At 70.5% G+C, this 20,079-nt stretch carries 20 protein-coding genes; 8 read left to right on the top strand and 12 right to left on the bottom strand.

The window, feature by feature from the left end; translation table 11 throughout:
• Positions 1-148 precede the first annotated feature (148 nt).
• The gene (locus ACIA8K_RS38410) at positions 149-1,270 is read right to left on the bottom strand and encodes a glycosyltransferase (protein WP_396068416.1); all 1,122 of its coding nucleotides are present in this window, start codon (positions 1,268-1,270) and stop codon (positions 149-151) included.
• A gap of 82 nt (positions 1,271-1,352) precedes the next feature.
• Here ACIA8K_RS38410 and ACIA8K_RS38405 point away from each other — a divergent pair, with 82 nt between their 5' ends.
• Positions 1,353-1,964 (top strand): TetR/AcrR family transcriptional regulator, encoded by a 612-nt coding sequence (locus ACIA8K_RS38405; RefSeq protein WP_396068415.1) that lies wholly within the window; start codon positions 1,353-1,355, stop codon positions 1,962-1,964.
• Here ACIA8K_RS38405 and ACIA8K_RS38400 read toward each other — a convergent pair.
• Entirely contained in the window at positions 1,936-4,947 is a 3,012-nt protein-coding gene (locus ACIA8K_RS38400) for a M14 family zinc carboxypeptidase (protein WP_396068414.1), read from the bottom strand. The genes ACIA8K_RS38405 and ACIA8K_RS38400 overlap by 29 nt on opposite strands.
• Positions 4,948-5,079: 132 nt before the next feature.
• Positions 5,080-5,448, bottom strand: coding sequence for a hypothetical protein (locus ACIA8K_RS38395; protein WP_396068413.1), 369 nt, complete (start codon positions 5,446-5,448; stop codon positions 5,080-5,082).
• A 125-nt stretch (positions 5,449-5,573) separates the two neighbouring features.
• Here ACIA8K_RS38395 and ACIA8K_RS38390 point away from each other — a divergent pair, with 125 nt between their 5' ends.
• Positions 5,574-6,038 (top strand): endolytic transglycosylase MltG, encoded by a 465-nt coding sequence (locus ACIA8K_RS38390; protein WP_396068412.1) that lies wholly within the window; start codon positions 5,574-5,576, stop codon positions 6,036-6,038.
• Positions 6,038-6,463: an endolytic transglycosylase MltG gene (locus tag ACIA8K_RS38385; RefSeq protein WP_396068411.1), complete on the top strand. Its 426-nt coding sequence runs from the start codon at positions 6,038-6,040 to the stop codon at positions 6,461-6,463. The genes ACIA8K_RS38390 and ACIA8K_RS38385 overlap by 1 nt, the downstream gene beginning before the upstream one ends.
• Before the next feature lie 18 nt (positions 6,464-6,481).
• On the opposite strand, the gene ACIA8K_RS38380 is transcribed toward ACIA8K_RS38385, so the two are convergent.
• The 9 genes from ACIA8K_RS38380 to ACIA8K_RS38340 form a co-directional block, all read right to left on the bottom strand.
• A complete protein-coding gene (locus tag ACIA8K_RS38380) occupies positions 6,482-7,117 on the bottom strand; it encodes a 3-oxoacid CoA-transferase subunit B (protein ID WP_396068410.1) in 636 nt (211 codons plus the stop codon).
• A complete protein-coding gene (locus ACIA8K_RS38375; protein ID WP_396068409.1) occupies positions 7,117-7,800 on the bottom strand; it encodes a CoA transferase subunit A in 684 nt (227 codons plus the stop codon). The genes ACIA8K_RS38380 and ACIA8K_RS38375 overlap by 1 nt, the downstream gene beginning before the upstream one ends.
• A complete protein-coding gene (locus tag ACIA8K_RS38370) occupies positions 7,797-9,236 on the bottom strand; it encodes an NAD-dependent succinate-semialdehyde dehydrogenase (protein ID WP_396068408.1) in 1,440 nt (479 codons plus the stop codon). Before ACIA8K_RS38370 ends, ACIA8K_RS38375 begins: the two co-directional genes overlap by 4 nt.
• Positions 9,233-10,423 (bottom strand): iron-containing alcohol dehydrogenase, encoded by a 1,191-nt coding sequence (locus ACIA8K_RS38365; protein ID WP_396068407.1) that lies wholly within the window; start codon positions 10,421-10,423, stop codon positions 9,233-9,235. The genes ACIA8K_RS38370 and ACIA8K_RS38365 overlap by 4 nt, the downstream gene beginning before the upstream one ends.
• Positions 10,424-10,526: 103 nt before the next feature.
• On the bottom strand, positions 10,527-11,291 hold the full coding sequence (locus tag ACIA8K_RS38360; RefSeq protein WP_396068406.1) for an SDR family NAD(P)-dependent oxidoreductase: 765 nt from the start codon (positions 11,289-11,291) through the stop codon (positions 10,527-10,529).
• Positions 11,284-12,384, bottom strand: coding sequence for an HpcH/HpaI aldolase/citrate lyase family protein (locus ACIA8K_RS38355; protein WP_396068405.1), 1,101 nt, complete (start codon positions 12,382-12,384; stop codon positions 11,284-11,286). The genes ACIA8K_RS38360 and ACIA8K_RS38355 overlap by 8 nt, the downstream gene beginning before the upstream one ends.
• Entirely contained in the window at positions 12,381-13,367 is a 987-nt protein-coding gene (locus ACIA8K_RS38350) for a hypothetical protein (RefSeq protein ID WP_396068404.1), read from the bottom strand. The genes ACIA8K_RS38355 and ACIA8K_RS38350 overlap by 4 nt, the downstream gene beginning before the upstream one ends.
• Before the next feature lie 9 nt (positions 13,368-13,376).
• Entirely contained in the window at positions 13,377-14,294 is a 918-nt protein-coding gene (locus tag ACIA8K_RS38345) for a 3-keto-5-aminohexanoate cleavage protein (protein ID WP_396068403.1), read from the bottom strand.
• Positions 14,291-15,184, bottom strand: coding sequence for a DUF6282 family protein (locus ACIA8K_RS38340; protein WP_396068402.1), 894 nt, complete (start codon positions 15,182-15,184; stop codon positions 14,291-14,293). Before ACIA8K_RS38340 ends, ACIA8K_RS38345 begins: the two co-directional genes overlap by 4 nt.
• Before the next feature lie 200 nt (positions 15,185-15,384).
• On the opposite strand from ACIA8K_RS38340, the gene ACIA8K_RS38335 reads away from it, so the two are divergent.
• Genes ACIA8K_RS38335 through ACIA8K_RS38315 form a run of 5 tightly spaced genes read left to right on the top strand, consistent with a single transcriptional unit; the run spans position 15,385 to position 20,016 of the window.
• Positions 15,385-16,251, top strand: a complete 867-nt coding sequence (locus tag ACIA8K_RS38335) for an ABC transporter permease (RefSeq protein ID WP_396068401.1) — start codon at positions 15,385-15,387, stop codon at positions 16,249-16,251.
• Positions 16,248-17,078 (top strand): ABC transporter permease, encoded by an 831-nt coding sequence (locus tag ACIA8K_RS38330; protein WP_396068400.1) that lies wholly within the window; start codon positions 16,248-16,250, stop codon positions 17,076-17,078. The genes ACIA8K_RS38335 and ACIA8K_RS38330 overlap by 4 nt, the downstream gene beginning before the upstream one ends.
• Before the next feature lie 9 nt (positions 17,079-17,087).
• Positions 17,088-18,155 (top strand): ABC transporter ATP-binding protein, encoded by a 1,068-nt coding sequence (locus ACIA8K_RS38325; protein WP_396068399.1) that lies wholly within the window; start codon positions 17,088-17,090, stop codon positions 18,153-18,155.
• Positions 18,156-18,167: 12 nt separating this feature from the next.
• The gene (locus tag ACIA8K_RS38320; RefSeq protein ID WP_396068398.1) at positions 18,168-19,229 is read left to right on the top strand and encodes an extracellular solute-binding protein; all 1,062 of its coding nucleotides are present in this window, start codon (positions 18,168-18,170) and stop codon (positions 19,227-19,229) included.
• A 31-nt stretch (positions 19,230-19,260) separates the two neighbouring features.
• Positions 19,261-20,016 (top strand): IclR family transcriptional regulator, encoded by a 756-nt coding sequence (locus tag ACIA8K_RS38315; RefSeq protein WP_396068397.1) that lies wholly within the window; start codon positions 19,261-19,263, stop codon positions 20,014-20,016.
• Positions 20,017-20,079 lie beyond the last annotated feature (63 nt).

The raw sequence follows: 20,079 nt of genomic DNA, 5'->3' as shown, positions 1-20,079 counted from the left end.
AAACCCGACCACCGACAAAGCTCTACCAGCGAAGCTGACCTGCGCTTCCGGTTGCCCCGGAGCCGGAGCGCTCCCCCCGGAGGGCCGCCGGAGGCGAAAGAACCGCAGCCAACCCACCCAACACCACCAACAGGATTAGACCCGCGCGTCAGGCGATGCGGTCGCGGAGCGTGGACCAGACGGCGGCCGGGGACGGGCGGGCCGCGAGACGGTCCCGGGCCTCGGCCGCCCGGCGGCGAAGATCAACATCGTCGAGCAGCGTGGACACGGCCGTCCCGACCGACCCCGGTGTGAGGCCGGCCCCGAAGTCGGTCACCGCGGCCGCGACCTGCGGCTGGTTGGCGATCCGCGGCACGAAGAGCATCGGCAGGCCGCGGGAGAGCGTGGCGAGCGTGGTGCCGGACCCGCCGGCCGCAACGACCGCCTGGACCCGGTCGAGCAGTTGGCCGATCGGGGCGAACGACACCGCCCGTACCCGCGAAGGGTCTGCCTGAAGGTCTTCGGGGGTCGCGGTGAAACCTGTGGTGACAAGTGCGTCGGCGCCGGAGTCCAGGACCGCGCCGACCGCGGAGCGGAGCAGGTCGAGGTCGTCGACCACGGTGCCGAGCGTGACAAGTACGACCGGGCGGTCCCCGGCGAACGCGGGGAGGCCGGCCGGGGTCGCGGTGTCGTAGGCGCTGCTGCTGATGGCGATTGCGGGGTCCGACGGTGTTACCGGAAGCGTCTCCAGCCACTCCGGCCACAGCTGGATCGTGGCCAGCGGCGTGGGTTCGGTCAGGCCGCGCTGGGCGCCCGCCTTCGCCGCGCCGGCCGCCAGCACCGGGTCGATCACGGTCGCCGGGCTGTGTGTGAACGTGGCGAACGGGATGCCGAGCCGCTGTGCGACGAGCGGCGTCACGAAGTCCCACATCTCGGCGACGATCACGTCTGGCTGCTCGGCCGTGACCAGCGCGACCAGGTCGTCGAAGACCACGTCCGCGTAGGTGGTGGTGAACAGGGCGACAGTGGCGGCGAGCAGGTCGGGCGCGCCGTCGGTGTCGCCGTCGCTGCGGTAGTCGAGCACGTCCTGCTTGAAGCGGGACTCGTTCTCCGCGATCACCGCGGCCAGCGCCGGGCCGACCGCGCGCATCGTGAGGTCGGGGGCGGTGCCGTGCAGTTCCGCGTGCGTGGCTATCACGACCTCGTCGCCGGCGGCCGCGACCGCGCGGGCAAGCGGCAGCATCGGCAGCAGGTGGCCGTAGGCGGGGAACGTCGTGAAGAGGGCCTTCATCAGAGGGATACTACCCTTCATATAGTTGGCCATACTCGTCAGAGTCGACTCTGATGGAACAGTAGCAAGTACGATTCCGCACGTGCCACCGAACGGCCGGCGGGCCGAGTACGCCCAGCACACGCGCCAGTCGATCATCGACGCGGCGCGTGTGCTCTTCGTCGAGCAGGGCTACTTCGCCACCAAGGTCGAGGAGATCGCCCGGACCGCGCGCGTCGCACCGGCCACCGTCTACGCGGTCGGCGGCGGCAAACACGGGCTGCTGCGGACGCTTATCGAGTCCGGCACCGGCGCCGACGACATCGCGCGCATCCTGACCCGGATCACCGAGGCCACCGACCCGGACGAGCTGGTCCGCTTCATCGTGCACGCCACCCGCGAGCAGTTCGCCGAGTGGTCCGGGCTGATGCGCCAGGTCGTCGCGGCCGCCCCGCAGGAGCCGACCGTGCGCGAGATCCAGCAGATCGCCCACGCCAGCATGCGGCACGGCCTGGCGCTGACCGCCCAGCGGCTCGCGACGCTCGACGCCCTCCGGGAGGACGTCGACGTCGCGCGCGCCACCGACCTGCTCTGGCTGCATCTCTGCAATGCCGCCTACTTCATCCGCACGGACGACCTCGGGTGGACGCTCGACGAGTCCGAGGCCTGGCTCAACGAGGCGCTTCCTAGCGCGCTGCTCCGCGACCCGCGGTGACCTTCAGGTGGCGAAAGGCGCGGGCCAGGAGGTCCTCGCGGTCGGGGGCCGCGAGTCGTTCGAGGCCGAAGCCGAGCAGGACCGTCGAGTCGGTCACCAGGCCGGCGCCGATGGTGAACGACTCGCGCGTGCGGGTCCAGTCGCCGGCCGGGACCGGGCTGCCGTCCGGTGGCCCGGCAACTGACCAGCCGCCCAGGCCGTCCTCGAACGAGGTCCCGGCGAGCACCGCGCCGCCGGCCTCGACGCGCAGATCGTCGAGGAGCACGCCGCGGGCCTGGTAGGCGCCGTCCGACACGTACGACACCGCGATCTCGACCTGCCGCCCGGCGTAGGCGGACAGATCCGCGTCGAAGTCCCGCCACCCGCCGCTGTCGCCGGAGGCCGCGTTCCAGGTTCCTGTGGTCCCGGACGGCTCACACCCGGTGCGGTAGTGGGACAGGAACGGGTGCCCGGCGGCGTCGCACTCGACAAGGTCCGGACGGGTCAGGCCGCCGGTGTCCGGAAGCGTCGTCCAGTCGTCGGTGCCGGCCACGTGCGCCTCCACGATCAGGTGGTCGAACTCCGCCTCGGTGTCGAACGACGTGCGGAACCGCAGCCGCGCACCGGCAGGTACGTCCAGTGTCGTGCCGAGCCGCTTGTAGGAGTTGTCCGCACGCCCGCTGAAGAGCGCGAACTCCCCGGTGTACGGCGCATCAGCCGGACGGCCGCCCGGCTGCCACTTGATCGCCGCCGCGCTGTCGAACCACGGGAACGTCTCCCGCGGCAGCACCGACGACAGGCTCACGAACGACGAGCTGTGCGCCTGGTCGCCGGGCTCGGCCGTGAAGCCCGCGAACGCGCCGGTCTTCCCGCCGAGCTGCGCGGCGGCCCCGTTCTCGATGTACTCGGCGGCACCCAGCCAGTACTGCGCGAAATCGTTGCCCGCCGCCTGGCAGCTCGGATCGTCGAAGCTGAGGCACTCCCCCGGGCCCTCCGGCCGGTAGAACTGACCCAGGTCGGTGCGGTACGCGTAGCCCGCGTACTGCCCGGCGAACACCAGCCGGCCGCCCTCGTTGAGGTAGTCGCGGACCGCCCGCTCGGTCCGGACCGCCTCCCGCGTGGTGGCCGTGAAGTGCTGCCCTGCGACCTGCGGAACGATGTCGTCGCCGGTCTCCCAGACGACCGCGCGGTAGTGCGAGAGCACGCCGAGCGGATGTGGCGCCCGGCCGCCGTACGCGTCCACGTCGTACACGTCTGCGGAGAAGCCGGCGTTCCGGAGCGCGTCCACGTGCGTGTCCGCGTACCGGGCGGTGGTCGCGCCGTCCGTGTTGTCAGGTGCGACTCCCGTGACGTCCTCGGCCGCGAGGACAAGCACGTCACCGCCGATGTCCTCGTGCACGGTGTAGGTGAACGGCTCCGTCACGTGCCCGCCCTCGTCCGCGAACCGCACAGTGACCCGGTCCCCCGGCCGCTGCCCCGGGACCGTGCCGCGGAACTCCGCGTAGTACCGGTCGGCTCCCCGGCCGTAGCGCTCGCCGCCGCGCCACTCCGCGACCGGGAGCGCGCGTTCCGTACCCCCGTTGACTGTGACGTGAAGTTGCAGGCCGGGGAGGTCGCGCCGGGCGGTCACCGCCACCTGCTGAGTCTCCCCGTAGGACACCGGGAACGGGTCCGCGACGAGCGCGGGTGCCCGCCCGGCCGGGTTCGCCGCCGACCGGGCGACCGCCAGCGCGAACGGCAGGTTTCTCAGGAACTCGTCCTGCACCAGCCGCTCGCCGTCCGGGAACTCGAACTCGCTCGGGCAGTCGTCCGCCTCCCACCTGTCGTCCGCCACGCTCTCCGCCGCCGTGCCGCACGAGGACATCTCAGGGGCGAAACCGATCGCGCCGGTACGCGTCTGGGCGTGCACGTTCGTGTCACCGTTCGCGGTGTACAGCTCCGCGGAGAGCCCCGGGTCGTAGCCGGGGATCGCCGGGTGGGCGTCGTCACCGGCAAGCGCGACCGCGATCTGATCGTCCGGGCTGGGCGTGCCGACCTGCCAGCCGTTGCCGTAGAGCAGCAGCTGGGCGGCGGAGTGGTAGTTCACGAGGAACTCGAACCCGATCCGGGTCAACAGGCCGTCGAGCGCGGCGGTCTCCGGTTCGGACTGCGGCGCGGGCCCGCGGTAGGTCTCCGCGGCCGGATTGTCCGACGAGCCCTCGTTGTCGTAGCCCCACTTCTCCGCGAAGTTGCGGTTCAGGTCGACGCCGTCGTTCTCGGAGATCCGCCCGTCCCCGTCGTTGTCCCGCAGGTTCTTGCGCCAGAGCCGATTGCCGGGCGTGAACGTGTAGTCGTAGCCGTCCGGGTTCGCCACCGGCACGAACCACAGCTCCGTCGTGTCGACGAGGCTCGTCAGGGCGGCGTCGGTGCCGTACCCGGCGAGGACGTGGCGGATCAGGCGCCGGTTCATCTCCGGCGTGATCCACTCCCGGCCGTGCTGCGCACCGAGGTAGAGGACCGCGGGCCGGCTGCCGTCCCGGGTCTCCCGCGCATCGCGGGTGATCTTGACTGCCTGGATCTCCACCCCACGCGCGCTGCGCCCGATCGTCTGAAGCGAAACGATCCGGGGGTACGCCGCGGCGAGCCCGGCCAGCTCGTCACGAAGCCCATCGGGGCCGGCGTAGGGACGGAAGACCTCGGGTGCGCCGGCGGCCGAAGCCTGCTTCGCGGTCAGCGGCACGCCGGTCTCGACGAGCTGCCGCGCCCGGTCGTGACCGAGCACCACCTCGACCTCCACGTCGCCGGACGGCTGCGGCGCCTGGTCGATCTCGTGCGGGTCCAGACCGGCGTCACGCAACGTGTCGAGCTCGGCGGAATCGAGCGTGCCGGTGTAGACGCCGAGCGCACCCTCCGGCCGGGCGACCGCCTCGGCGTCCAGCTGCGCGACCGCGAGGTAGGTCGCGGCGCTCAGCACCGCCACGGCCGCGGCCGCCCTCCGCGTCACAGGAGTCCACTGTAGAAACATGCCCGCCAGCCTGGCACCGGGTTGTCTGGAGATTGTCAGCATCTCGCAACGACTCCCCGACGGCGGTCACCGCCGGCCCGGATCCGCGCCGTACTGCTTCGTGAAGGCGCGGATGACGTGGCTGCTGCCGGGTCAGCCGAACGTGTTGTGCTGGACGTTGACGTCGCCGACCTGCACGCCCTTCGCGTCACGCAGGTCCACGTGGTACTTCCCGGCGCGTACCCCCGCCAGGTTGAGCAGTTCACGGGCTGCGGCGAGGACCTGCTCGTCCCTGTCGGCGCCGGTCTCGGCCAGGTCGGCGCCGAGCATCGCCTGCCATCGGCCCGGCTCGGTCTCGACCGCCTCCAGGGACTGCTGCGCGGCCTCCCGCCCCGCCAGCTTTCCCCGCAGCAGGCTCTTGAGCCCCGCATACGCATCCGAGACGGCGGATTTCGCCACGTCCGTCGAGCCTGCCACCGCGCCTGCGGCAAGCGCGGCGACGATCACCTCAGTACCGGTCACAATGATCACCTTCATTGAGTAGGGGCGACCATTGTGTCATCGACAGGAGCAACCTCAGGCGCCCCGGCAACGTCTTCTGGACAGCGCCACCCGACGGCGAGCACGGCGGCGGGCTACCCATTAGGGTGTCCGAGATTCAGCAGGACCGGTGGGAGGCGGAGCCGATGTTCGACGATGCGCATGATGAGCGGCAGCCGCAGAAGGGTCGGCCGCTGCACTGGCGCGGCAGGAAGCGCGGGCCGATGGCCGTCGCGCTCGTGCTTGTGGTGCTGCTCGTGGGCGGTGTGGGCTTTCTCGGGTTCGGCAGGCTGAAGGACCGCTTCACCACGCCCGACTACAGCGGCCCCGGGCATGGCGAGGCGATGGTCGAGGTGAAGACCGGCGCGTCCGCCACCTCGATCGGGAATGCGCTGTACAAGCAGGACGTGGTCAAGTCCGTGAAGGCGTTCATCGTCGCCGCGGACGCGAACCCGGCCAGCACCGGCATCCAGGTCGGCTTCTACACGGTGAAGAAGCAGATGAAGGCTGCCGATGCGCTGGAGATGCTTCTCGACCTGAAGAACCGGGTGTCGACGAAGGTCACGCGTTGATGGTGGCGTCGCTGTCCCAGTCCGAGGCCGGCATCGCGGAGGACTTCCCGAAGGTGGCCCGGGTCATCTACAACACGCTGTTCAAACCGGGCGACGAGATCGGCTTCAAGCCGGTGCTGCGGCTGGACGTGACGATCAACTACGGCCTGATGAAGCAGGGTAAGAAGGCGAAGAACTCCGGCAGCCTCACCGAGGCCGAACTCCAGGACCGGAAGAATCCGTGGAATTCGCACCTCAATGAGGGTCTGCCGCCGTCACCGATCGCCAACCCGGGCAAGGGCGCGCTCGAGGCGGCGGAAAAGCCCGCGGACGGCGACTGGTACTTCTTCGTGGCGATCGACGACAGCGGCAAGTCGGCGTTCGCCGCCACCCACGCGGAGCACGAGCGCAACAAGGACATCGCCAGGGCGAACGGCGCCCTGTGACGGCCGGTGGCCCGGCGGTCAACGAGGTGACGTGAACGGTGCTGCGGTGCGCTCCCTGACTGTCTGTTCGGACACGTCCGGGGCGGTGCGCCGCAGCACCAGCCCGTCGCCGGTCACGTCGAAGACGGCCAGGTCGGTGATGATCCGGTCGACGACGCCGAGGCCGGTAAGCGGCATCGTGCACGCCTCAACGATCTTGGCGCTGCCGTCCTTGGCCACGTGTTCCATCAGCACGATCACCCGCCGGGCGCCCGCGACCAGGTCCATCGCGCCGCCCGGGCCTTTCACCATCGCGCCCGGCACGGTCCAGTTGGCCAGGTCGCCGGCGGCGGACACCTGAAGCGCGCCGAGCACTGCCACGTCGATCCGGCCGGACCGGATCATCGCGAACGAGTCGGCGGAGTCGAAGCAGCTGCCGCCCGGGAGCAGCGTCACCGTCTGCTTGCCCGCGTTGATCAGGTCCGCGTCCTCCGCGCCGGCCGGTGGGAACGGCCCCATCCCGAGCAGCCCGTTCTCACTCTGCAGCGAGACGGAGACGCCGGCCGGCAGGTGGTTGGCGACGCGCGTGGGGATGCCGATGCCGAGATTGACGTAGGAGCCGTCGGTCAGTTCCGCCGCGGCGATCGCGGCCATGTCGTCACGGTTCCAAGGCATCAGGCCGCTCCACTTCGGACGGTACGCTGCTCGATCGGCTTCTCCCGGGGCCGGGCCGGAACCAGCCGGTGCACGTGGATGCCGGGCGTGTGCACGTCGTCCGGGTCGAGGTGATCGACCAGGTCCTCCACCTCGGCAACAGTCACCAGACCGGCGGCCGCCACCACCGGGTTGAAGTTGCGGGCCGTCAGCCGGTACCGCAGGTTGCCTGCCGGGTCGCCCCGGTACGCGTGAACAAGCGACAGGTCCGGCCGGATCGCCCGCTCAAGCACGTGCGGCACGCCGTCGAAGTCAGTCACCTCCTTGCCCTCGGCGAGCGGCGTGCCGACGCCGGTGCGCGTGTAGAAGGCGGCCACGCCCGCGCCGCCGGCCCGCAGCCGCTCCGCGAGCGTCCCCTGCGGCACGAACTCGACCTCCAGCACGCCGTCCAGGTACTGCCGGGCGAAGAGCCGGTTCTCCCCGACGTACGACGCGACGACCCGGCGGACCAGCTTGGCCTCCAGGAGCAGGCCGAGGCCGTACCCGTCGATGCCCATGTTGTTGGAGACGATCGTCAGATCACCGGCGCCGGCGTCCCGCACGGCCTCGATCAGGTCGAACGGGTTCCCGGACAGGCCGAACCCGCCGACCGCGATCGTCATCCCGTCCCGGAGCAGCCCGGCAAGCGCGCCGGCCGCGTTCACCGCTGCCCGTCCGCGGTGAGCGCGATGTACTTCTCCTCAAGGAACTCCGTGATGCCTTCGGAGCCGCCCTCCCGGCCGAGTCCGCTCTGCTTCACGCCGCCGAACGGCGCGGCCGGGTCGCTGACCACGCCCCGGTTGACAGCGACCATGCCGGCCTCGAGGCGCCGGGCGACGGACACCGCCTCCCGTTCCTCGCCGAACACGTACCCCATCAGGCCGTAGATCGTGTCGTTCGCCATCCGGACCGCTTCGTCGACGTCGTCGAAGCGGACCACTGCCGTGACCGGGCCGAAGATCTCCGTCGTGGTGATCGCCGAGCCGTGCCGCACGCCGGTGAGCAGCGTCGCGTCGTAGAACGCACCGACCTCGGAGGCCCGCCCGCCGCGCCGGAGCGTGGCGCCGTCCGCCACCGCGGCCGTGACGAGCGCCGCCACCTTGTCCCGCTCGGCCACCGAGACGAGCGCGCCGAGCCCGTTCGCCCGGTCCAGGCCGGGGCCGGCCGGGATCGCCGCAAGCGCCGCGTCGAACCGTGCCACGAACTCGTCGTGCACGGAATCGTGCACGTAGAACCGGTTCGCCGCGGTGCACGCGGAGCCGCCGTTGCGCATCTTCGCAAGCAGCGCGCCCTCGACAGCGACGTCCAGGTCCGCGCCCGGCAGCACGATCAGCGGCGCGTTGCCGCCCAGCTCCATCGACGCGCTGACCACGGTGTCCGCGCACGCGTGCAGCAGCTCGCGGCCGACCTCTGTCGACCCGGTGAACGACAGCTTCCGCACCTCCGGCCGGTCCAGCATCCGCTTGACAAGCGGACCGGTCGGTACCGGCGTCACCAGATTCACCACCCCCGCGGGTACGCCGGCGCGGCGCAACACATCGACCACGTAGGCCGCGGTGAGCGGCGTCTCCCGGGCCGGCTTGAGGATCGTGGTGCACCCGGCCGCGAGCGCCGGGCCGAGCTTGCGCGTCGCCATCGCGGCCGGAAAGTTCCACGGCGTGATCAGCAGCGACACTCCGATCGGCGCGCGGTCGACAACGATGCGCTTGTCCCCCGCGGGCGACAGCCGGTAGTCGCCGGCGATCCGGACCGCCTCCTCGGAGAACCAGCGGAAGAACTCCTTCGCATAGGTCGCCTCGCCGATCGCGTCCGCCCACGCCTTGCCGTTCTCCCGCACCATGATCTCGGCGAACGTCTCAGTCTCCGCGGTCAGGATCTCGTAGGCGGCGCGCAGGATCTCGCCGCGCTCACGCGGGGCGGTCGCGGCCCAGCCGGGCTGCGCGTTCGCTGCCGCGTCGACCGCGTCCAGGCAGTCCTGCTCCGTCGCGGCAGCGAACGCCGCGATCGTGGACCCGTCCGCCGGGTCGATCACGTCGAAGCGGCGCCCGTCCGCGCCGGGCCGCCACCGGCCGTCGATGAACAGGTCGGTCAGGAGATTCATGTCAGCACTCCCTCAAGGGCGCGGTGGAGGATGTCGAGCAGGACGTCCGGGGCCGGATCGATCGGCGCGATCGCGATCAGCCGTTTCGACGCCGTCGCCAGCTCCGCGATGTGCGGCAGCATGTCGCGCGTCACGCCGATCTCCGCGAGCGTGGCAGGCACGCCGATCTGCCTGTTGATCTCGACGACGCGGTCCCGCAGCGATCCCGGGCCGCCGATCGCGGCACCCAGCTCGGCCAGGCGCGCCGCCATACCCGGCGCGTCCCCGATCGCGTCGATCACGTAGGGCAGCATCAGCCCAGTGCCCAGGCCGTGCGGCGTCTTGGTGAGCGCGCCGATCGGATATTGCAGCGCATGACACAGGTGCGTGCCTGTCGACCCGAACGCGATGCCGCCGAGCAGCGCACCCACCGCGACCTCGTGGCGGGCTTCCCGGTCACCTGGCGTGGCGACAGCTACCGGCAGCCACGGCCCGAGATGCGCGGCGGCCCGCAACGCGATCGGCGCGATCAGCGCGTTCCGCCCGGTGAAGACCGGAAGCGTGCCGCCGAAATCAAGATCAAATGCCCTCGCGGTGTACGACTCGACCGCGTGCACAAGCGCGTCGATCCCGGAGTAGGCGGTCACTGTGGCGGGCACGTCAAGCGTCAGCTCCGGGTCGACGATCGCGGCCGCCGGTACCAGGAACGGACTTGAGATGCCGACCTTCAGCTCCCGCCCCGGATCGGAGACGACAGCGACAGGCGTCACCTCGGACCCGGTCCCGGCCGTCGTCGGCAGCGCCACGATCGGCACCACCGGGCCCGGCACCAGGTTCTCGCCGTAGTACGCCGACAGCGGCCCCCCGTGCGCCGCAAGCAGCGCGATCAGCTTCGCCGCGTCGAGCGCGCTCCCGCCCCCGATCGCGACGATCACGTCCGGCCCGAAGTCGCGGGCGATCTCCCCCGCTGCGTCGAGCGTGCCGACCGGCAGCTCCGGCGTGACGTCCGAGTGGACCTTCACCTCGAGGCCCGCCGCGGTCATCCCCCCGACAAGATCATCAAAGAAGGGGGTACGCGTGAGAAACGGGTCGACGACCGCGAGCACCCTCCGCCCGTGCACGGCCGCGACCGCCGGGAGCTGCGCCCGGGTGCCGTAGCCGACGTGGATACGCGCGGGCAGCCGCAACGTGCCGATCCCCGGCATCATGCCGGTTTCCCGCGCACGGGCTGCTCCCCGATCCGGCCCGGGACCGGCGTGCGGCGCAGCACCGAGGGCCGGGGGCGGGGCCGGTGGGACGTTGATCGGCTGATCAGGCAAGGAAACCACCGTCCACCGGGAGGATGACGCCGCTGAGGTGGCCGGCCCGGTCGCTGAGCAGGAACGAGACTGTGGCGCCGACCTCGGCACCGGTGCCGGCCTTGCGCAGCGGCGTGGCCGCGATGCGCTTCTCGACGCCGCCTGGGACGTTGCGCCGGGTCTCGTCGAGCATCGGGGTCTCGGTCGGGCCGGGGGCGATCACGTTGACCCGCACGCCGAGCGGGCCGAAGTCGTGCGCGGCGGTGCGGGTCAGGCCGATGACCGCGTGTTTGCTTGCCTGGTAGGCGCCCATGCCGGAACTACCGCGCAGGCCACCGATGCTGCTGACGTTGACGATCGCGCCGGAGCCCTGCGCAAGCATCACGCGGGCCTGCTCTCGCAGGCAGAGCCAGGTGCCCTTCACGTTGACCGCCATGATCCGGTCGAAGTCCTCCTCCGGCACCTGGTCGAGGCGGCCGCCCTGGGTCATCGCCGCGTTGTTGAACGCGCCGTCCAGCCGGCCGTAGCGCGCCACGGTCTCGTCGACGAACCGGGCCACGTCGTCCGCGCGGGAGATGTCACCGCTGGTGAACGCGACCTGATGGCCGGCGTCCGACAACTCAGCGGTGATCGTGGCGAGCGGCTCCTCGCCGCGCGCGACTAGCATCAGCGACGCCCCGTCCGCGGCAAGCACCCTTGCGGTATCCGCACCGATTCCGGCGCTCGCACCGACGATCAGAATGACCTTGCCCGCCAGTGGCAGTGATTGTTCAGGCATGTGTTCCTCTTCCGATACGGTCCGCCTCTACGACGGTGGGGTACGACTCGCCGACTGCACCAGACGACTCGCCGCCGGCAACTGCCGCACCAGTCGAGTCGCCGCCCTCAGCGGTCGCACGAGCCGACCCGCCTCCGGCGGCGGTTGACCTCTCGGCCGCGGGAGCCGGGGCGTCAGTCTGATCGTCAATCGCATGCGCCGGGCCGCCGGTGGCGCCTGCGTCACCGCCCATTCCGGGTGATGGTTCGTCTGTAGCGCTGGCCCGGCCGCCAGCTCCGTAAGTGGCGTCACCGGTTCCCCGGGCCGTGGTACCGGCCCCCTGAGCGGAACCGCTGATGGTCACGGCCGCGCGGGCCGCCTCGACAGCGGTGCGGGCGGCGGCGCCGAGCAGGCTGGCGTCGTTGCTCAGCATCGTGAAGGTGAAACCGGCCTCGGCGGAAGCGCGGGCGGCCTCCGCGGTGGCGCCGCCCGCGTTGCCGATGGGTACACCTGCGGCGTGCGCCTGCCGGACCGTCTGCGCGATCAGCTCGCGGACGCGCGGGTCGCTCTCCGGCAGGCCGAGGCTGACCGAGAGGTCCGCGGTGCCGACAAGCAGGGCGTCGACTCCGTCCAGGGCGGCGATCGCGGCTGCGTTGCGTACCCCCTCGGCGCTCTCGATCTGGGTTATCAGCACCGGCGACTGGCTGAGGTAGACGTCGCGTGGGAGGGCGCCCCAGGCACCGGCGCGGCTTGTGGAGCCGACGCCGCGGGTGCCGAGGGGCGGGAAACGGACGGCGGAGGCGGCGGCGCGGGCCTCGGCGACCGTGTCGACGTGCGGGATCATCAGGCCCTCGGCGCCGGCGTCGAGCAGGCGCTGGGCGAGGCCGGGATCGAGGCCGGGGAGGCGGACGACCGGGGCCACGCCAGTGTGGAGTGCGGTGCCGATCAGGCGGTACGCGGTTTCGATGCCGATCGGCGCGTGTTCGAGGTCGATGACGGCGAAGTCGAAGCCGGCCAGCGCGATCAGCTCCATCACCTCCATCGCCGGGATCTTGACCCAGGTGCCGAGCGCGGGCGTACCGCGGGCCAGCGCGAGGCGGAGCAGGCCGTTCATGCGGCCGGGTAGTCGTCGGCGTTGAGGACCCAGCCGCTTGCGGAGAAGTCGGCCCGCGGCGGGGAGAAGATGTCGATGAGCTGCTGGTGGTCGCCGACGCCCTGGGTGGTGTGCACTGTCGGCGGCGGGATGACGCAGATCGACGGCGTGGCGATCTCCCGGTGCTCGTCGTCCTGCCAGCGGGCGGAGTCGGGGCCCCACGGGTAGCGGATGTGGTGGACGAACCGGCCCTTGACCGCGAGCGAGATCTGCTCGAAGTCGTCGTGGTGGTGCGGGGAGAGTTTGTGCGGGTCGCGCGGCTGCGGCTCCTCGGCCAGGAAGTTGACCATGAGGTTGGTGGTGCGGAAGATCCGGCCGAAACGGTCCGGGGCGATCGGCGTTTCGGCCAGGCGGTAGACGCGCAGCCGGAAGCCGCCGACCGGGTCCGGCCACGGGACCAGCGGGGCGGCGCGCGGGTCGGGTGCGGCGTAGACCGACGCGTTGAGCGCGGACGCGCACAGGTCCGGGGCGGTGGAGGAGAAGACGCGGATGAGGATGCCGTCGCCGTCCACGCGGATCTCGCTGTCGCCGGGCGGCACGACGACGAACGCCTCCTCAGCGATCGACTCCCGGAACCCGGCCACCCCGGACGCACCAGAGCCCGTCGCCTCGCCAGAGACCGCAGGCTCACCAGGGACCGCAGGCCCACCAGGGACGGGCCCGGAGACGACGGTGATCGGCGCGCTGCCGGAGTACATGAGGACCGCGTACTCGTCGGGCTGCCCGATGCGGGGGAACGTGTCCCCCTCCTTCGCGTCCGTGTACGCGATGACCAGGTTGGCCGCGCGGGCGATCCAGGTGCGGCTGCCGCCCGGCGCGGTCTCGGCCGCCGGATGCGACAGGAACTCGATCCACTGCGACGGCCGGATCGGTGTGCTGAGATCGGTCTGGCGCGCCGGGGCCGCGAGCCGGGAACGGATGTCGTCGGCGGCGTAGGTGCTCATCGTGTGCTCCTATTCTCGGCCGCGCAGCGCGAGCATCACGCGCGCGTCGGCCGGGGTGGCGATCTGCTTGCCGAGGTCGTCGAGGACCGCCCGGATCTTGGTGACCTGCTGCGCGTTTGACTCCGCGAGCCGCCCCTTGCCGATCCAGAGGCTGTCCTCGAGCCCGACCCGGACGTGCCCGCCGAGCCAGGCGCTGTGCGTGCCGAACTGCATCTGGTCGCGCCCGGCCGCGAACGCGGAGAACGCGTAGTCGTCGCCGAACAGCTTGTCCGCGATGCGCACCATGTGGGTGAGGTTCTCGTGGTCCGCGCCGATCCCGCCGAGGATCCCGAACACGCCCTGGATCAGGAGCGGCGCTTCGACAAGGCCCCGGTCCATGAAGTGCGCGAGCGTGTAGAGGTGCCCGATGTCGTAGCACTCGTACTCGAAGCGGGTGCCGTTCGCGCCGAGCGTGCGGAGCGTGTGCTCGATCCGGTCGAACGTGTTGATGAACGGCTGGCTGTACGTGTTGAGGACGTACGGCTTCTCCCAGTCATGCCGCCAATCGGTCACGCGAGAGGCGATCCCGGAGTAGACGAAGTTCATCGAGCCCATGTTGAGCGAGGCCAGCTCCGGCCGGAATTGCGTCGCCGCCGCGAGCCGCTGGTCCATGGTCATCGCGGACGAGCCGCCTGTGGAGATGTTGATGACCGCGTCGGTGCGCTCCTCGATCGCCGGGACGATCTCCGCGAACACCTCCGGCTCCCAGGCCGGCCGCCCGTCCGGGTGGCGCGCGTGCAGGTGGACGATCGCGGACCCGGCCTCGACCGCCTCGACCGCGGCCTCGACCACCTGCGCGGTGGTCAACGGCAGATAAGGGCTTTGCGAGGGTACGTTGACCGACCCGGTGACGGCCGTCGTGATGATCACTTTCGCGGCGTGCCTCATCGGTTGCTCTCCTCCAGCCCGAGCAGGTACGCCGTGTTCTTGCAGATCATCTGGCGCACGTCGGCCGCGGAGATCCCGCTGTCGAGCAGCTGCTGGATGATCAGGAGATAGGCGTCGACAGGCAGCGGGTTGCCCTGCTGCCCAAGGTCGGAGTCGAGCACGGTGCGCTCCGGCCCGACCTTCCGGATCCAGTCGACCAGGCGGGAGATCGGCCACTGCGGCGCGGAGACGCCCGGGTGGTACATGGCCAGCTCGTGCTCGATGAACGCGCCGTGGCCGAGCAGCTGGTCAAGCGCGGCCTCGGACACATTCACGATGAAGTCCGGATGGTGAACAAGAAGCCGTGTGACGCCGTTGGCACGGGCGGTCTTGAACAGCTCAGCCTGGATCTCGCCGGCCAGGTGCCCGCCGGTGAGCATGATCCCGGCGTCCGCGATCAGCCGCGTGACCAGGTCGGTGCTTGCGGAGACCGCCCCCGACGCGTCGAAGATCGAGACCTCTTCCTCGTACAGGTTGCCGGTGTTGTTCGGGAAGCCGTCGTCGTGGCTGTGCGCGTCGAGGTGCCGGCCTGCCGAGACGGTCGGGGCCCAGACGCACCTTCCGCCCATGGTGATCGCGACCGCGACCGCGGACGGGTTGATGCCGCCGACCTCGGAGTTGAGCGCGACGCCGCCGTACATCGCGGTCGGCGCGTCCTTGAGCTGCGTTTTCATGGCGAGCAGGTCCATCACGGTGTTGTGATGGTGGGACTTGACCAGGATCGCGCGCATGCCGATCCGGGCCCCGTCGTAGGAGGCCTCCACGTGGTCGAAGCGCCGCGGGAACGGGCTCGGGCCGCTGTGGCAGTGGAGGTCGACGGTGCCTTCGAGGACCTTGAGCAGCGTCTCCATGCGTGCCTCCTGATGTTCGGATGCCGTAATGGATGTTCACGATAGGTATGAACAACCCTGCCGTCTAGCCCTCGCCCCGTAGTCAGGGCACTATCGCGTCAATGTTGCGTTCGCGATACGGACTGGCTCATTGCATTATGAACATTCGCCTGCTCTACTGGGACCCCGGTCACACCCGGACCGTTCACGGAGGCGTGCCAATGGCTGACCCACCGAGGCGCCGGATCCCCAGCCCGCAATGGCTGCTGGTCCTGCCGGCGCTCGCTCTACTGGCCGTGATCCTGCTGGCACCGCTCGGCCGGAGCCTCACCTACAGCGTCGACGCGCCCGCCTTGACGCTCGACCACTACACGGCACTGTTCACCGACGGCGTCACGCTGAGGGTGCTGGCCCGCACCGCGCTGACCGCCACGATCGTCACGCTGATCGCGGTGCTGCTCGGTTACCCGTACGCATACCTGATGACCAGGGCCGGCCCCCGCCTGCGCGGGCTGCTCATGGTGATCGTCCTGGTCCCGTTCTGGACCTCGGTGATGGCCCGCAACTTCGCGTGGATCATCATCCTGCAGCGCGGCGGCCCGGTGAACTCGTTCTTCAGACTCTTCGGCTGGGACCTGGTGCTCTACGAGTCGGTGGCCGGCGTGACGATCGCGATGAGCCAGGTGCTGCTGCCGTTCATGGTGCTGCCGTTGTTCAGCGCGCTCAGCGGCATCGACCGCCGGCTGCTGCTCGCGGCCCGCGGTCTCGGCTCCCACCCGATCGCCGCGTTCTGGAAGATCTACTGGCCGCTGTCCCGGGGCGGCGTGGTGGCCGGGCTGGTCCTGGTCTTCACGCTCAGCCTCGGCTTCTACGTCACGCCAGCGCTGGTCGGCTCGCCGCAGAACTCACTCGTCGCCCAGCTGCTCGGCCAGCGCACCACCCAGCTGCTCGACTTCCCGGGCGCCAGCGCGCTCGGCATCCTCGTCCTGGTCGTCTCACTGGCGCTTGTCACCTGGGCGAACCGCTTCGGCGGCACGATCTCCGCGATCGGCGTCGCCGCCTCCGCACCCACGAAGGACCGGCCATGACTACTCAGATCTCCACCCCGCGCGCGCAACGGCGCGTGCGCGGGGTGGACCCGGTCCCCTGGTGGCTGAAGCTGATCGCGTTCGTCGTCGGGCTGTACTTCGTGCTGCCGACGCTCTTCGTCATCCCGATGAGCTTCAGCTCGGCGACCACGTTCCAGTTCCCGCCGCAGGGCTTCTCGCTCACGCTCTACCGGAACTTCTTCACCGACCCGGTGTGGCTGGACGCATTGCGCAACTCCGTCGTCGTGGCCACGCTCGCGGCGCTGCTCGCCACTGTGGCCGGCACGGCCGCCGCTGTCGGGCTGCACAACCTGCGCGGGCGGCTGGCACGGTTCGCCCGTACCGTGCTGATGATCTCGATGGTCACGCCCGCGATCGTCATCGCGGTCGCGATCTACATCTCGTTCCTGCAATGGCAGCTGGTCGGCACGCTCGCCGGATATGTCCTGGCGCACGCCGCGATCGGCGTCCCGTTCGTGCTGGTCTCGGTCAGCAGCGCGCTCGGCGGCTTCGACGCGAAGCTGCTGCGGGCCGCGTCCTCGCTCGGCGCCACCCCGCTGCGCACCTTCATCACAGTGACGATGCCGCTGATCAGCCGCGGCATCATCACCGGCGCGGTGTTCGCGTTCGTCACCTCGTTCGACGAGGTGGTCATCGCGCTGTTCCTGCGCTCGCCGGCGCTGCAGACGCTGCCCGTGCAGATGTACAACAGCGTCACCGTCGAGATCGACCCCACGATCGCCGCGTCCTCAAGCGTCGTCGTCACCGCGGTCACAGGTATCTGCCTCGTCCTGCAGTTCGTCGGCGGCCGCCGCAAGTCCTCCTAGGAGCCTCCCATGTCCACCCGGATCCGCCTCACACATGTCACGAAGGATTACGGGCTCGCCGTGCCCGCTGTCGACGACGTCTCGCTCACCATCGAGCCCGGCGAGTTCATGACGCTGCTCGGCCCGAGCGGCTCCGGCAAGACCACCACGCTCAACCTGATCGCCGGCTTCGAGACGCTCACCTCGGGCACCATCGCGTTCGACGACGCGGACGTCAGCACGCTCCCGCCGCACAAGCGCAACCTCGGCATGCTGTTCCAGAACTACGCGCTGTTCCCGCACATGACCGTCGCGCAGAACGTGGCGTACCCGCTGAAGGAACGGAAGGTCTCCAAGCCGGACATCGCCCGCCGCGTCGCCGACGTCCTGGACCTGGTGCAGCTGACCGGGCGGGACGGGCACTACCCGTCCCAGCTCTCCGGCGGCCAGCAGCAACGGGTGGCACTGGCCCGCGCGATCGTCTTCGGGCCGGCCGCGCTGCTGCTCGACGAGCCGCTCGGCGCACTCGACCGGAACCTGCGCGCGGTGCTCCAGGCCGAGATCCACCGCATTCACCAGGAGGTCGGCACGACGTTCGTCTTCGTCACGCACGACCAGGAGGAGGCGATGAACCTCTCCGACCGCATCGCGCTCTTCAACAACGGAAAGATCGAGCAGGTGGGTACGCCCGAGGCGCTCTACAGGCGGCCGGAGACGCTCTTCACCGCCCGGTTCCTGGGCGACTCGAACGTCTTCCCGCTCTCCCCGTCCGAGGGCAAGGCGGTGTGGGAGGACTCGGTCTGGGCGATCGACGCCGCCCCCACGGGCTCCCCCACCGCGCTCGTCGTGCGCCCCGAGGACCTGCGGCTCGCCGGCGAGGCGGCCCCCGGCAGCAACTCGGTCTCCGCGACAGTCACCGCGGTCGAGTACATGGGCTCCTACCGCACGGTCCTGCTCGCGTTCGGCCGCTCCGGACTCGCCGGGCGTGCGCGGCTCGGCCCCGAAGAGACCTCGATCGCCGCCGGTCAGACCGTGATCGCGTCCTGGCCCGTCGCCCGGCAGCGACTCGTCACCACCGCAATCCCCTCCTCTGTATAGGAAGTGACACAGATGTCCGCACCCCGCCGTGCGCTGACAGTCCTCAGCGCCACCCTGATGTCCGCAGTCCTCGCCGCATGCGGAGGGCAGGCCGCCACCGTCAACCCGGACGGCGACGTCACGCTGACCTTCACCGCGTACGGCGGCGCCGGCCAGGAAGCGATGATCAACGCTTACCAGAAGCCGTACACCGCCGCGCACCCGAACGTGACGTTCACAAACACCTCCCCGCCCGATCTCGCACAGGTCAAGGCGCAGGTGATGAGCAAGAACGTGAGCTGGGACGTGGTGGCGCTGGCCCCGGCCGCCGCGGAGCAGAACTGCGGCACGCTCTTCGAGGAGCTGGACTTCTCCGGCGTCGACAAGTCCACACTCGTCGACGGCGCGATCGGGAAGTGCTACATCGCCAACTGGATCAACGCGAATCCAATCGCGTACCGGACCTCCGCGTACCCCGCCGCAGCGGCCCCGAAGACGCCCGCGGACTTCTTCGACCTGCAGAAGTTCCCGGGCAAGCGCGGCCTGCTCACCAACGTGCAGAACGGCATCCTGGAGTACGCGCTGCTCGCGGACGGCGTCGCACCGGACGCGCTCTACCCGCTCGACGTGGACCGGGCGCTGAAGAAGCTGGACACCATCCGGTCCGCCACCACGTTCGCGCCGAACGTGGGCGCGCTGCAGCAGGCGGTCGGCGCGAACCAGGTCGACGTGTTCGTGCTCCCCGACTCCCGCCTGGTCCCGCTGCTGGACGCCGGCACCGACCTCACGATCTGCTGGGACACCACAGTCACCGCGCTCAACGGGTTCGGCGTGCCGAAGGGCTCCCCGAAGGCCGAGGCCGCGCGCCGGTTCCTCGAGACGCTCGTCAGCACGGCCGACGTGGAGGCGATCTCCGCGGCGCTCGGCACCGCGCCGGTCAACAAGGCGGCCAAGCCCGCGCTGTCCGCCAACGCGAAGAAGGTCGAGGTCTACGGGCCGGTCAACACCGGCAGGACCGTGCAGCAGGATGTCGGCTGGTACGCAGCCAACTTCGACGCGGTCACGACGAAGCTCAACAACTGGTTGGTCGGCTAACCGTCCGTACCCCCTATTTTAGGATTCTTCAATGGCGAACCTTGACCCGAGCGATGCCTCGACCTCCGACATCCGGGCGGTCGCCCGCGTCGGCCAGATCTGCGCGCTCTTCGGTCCCCGGGTGCCCGAGCTGTCCGCGGCCGACGTCGCGGAGCGCACCGGCCTCAACCGCACCACCGCCTACCGCTACTGCGCGTCGATGGTGGCGGCCGGCATCCTGGCACGGGGTTCGCGTCGCGGCACGTTCGCGCTCGGCCCGCTGATGCTCGAACTCGGCGCACTCGCGCTCGGGCGTCAGCGGGTCGTCGAGATCGCCCGCCCCCACCTGCAGAAGCTCTGCACCGCGGTACGGATGACAGCTGTGCTGAGCGTCCGCGGCACGCAGGGCCCGGTCGTCGCGCTCGTCGAGGAAGACACTAGCCGGATGGTGGTGGTCACCGTCCACGCCGGCACCAAGCTCACAGTGGACGCGGCGCAGACCCGGGTGTTCCTCGCCCACTCGGAACCGTCCCTGATGGAGCAGCTCGCGGCCGGAATATCGCCGGCCGAGCGGGCCCGCCTGGAGTCCGACGTGCAGACGGCCGGCGAGCGCGGGTTCAGCTTCGTGCGGCAGAGCGGCGGCTCGTTCGTGGTCGCGGCACCGGTCTTCGACGAGATAGGCCTGTGCGCCACGGTGGCCGTCCTGGGAGCGGGCGACCTGCCGGACCTGACGCCGGCGCTGGAGTCGCTCCTCACGTGCGCGAAGGCACTCAGCGAGGAGTTGGGCGCGCCGGCCCGCCCCCGGTAACAAGCTGGCGGTGCGACGGCCCCTCGTGGACACTCGGATGTCGAGATCGTTCGATGTCAGGGG

The sequence above is a fragment of the Catenuloplanes sp. NPDC051500 genome, from assembly GCF_044454585.1.
In the GTDB taxonomy this organism is placed as follows: Bacteria; Actinomycetota; Actinomycetes; order Mycobacteriales; family Micromonosporaceae; genus Catenuloplanes.
This window is presented reverse-complemented; position numbering and strand designations above follow the sequence as displayed.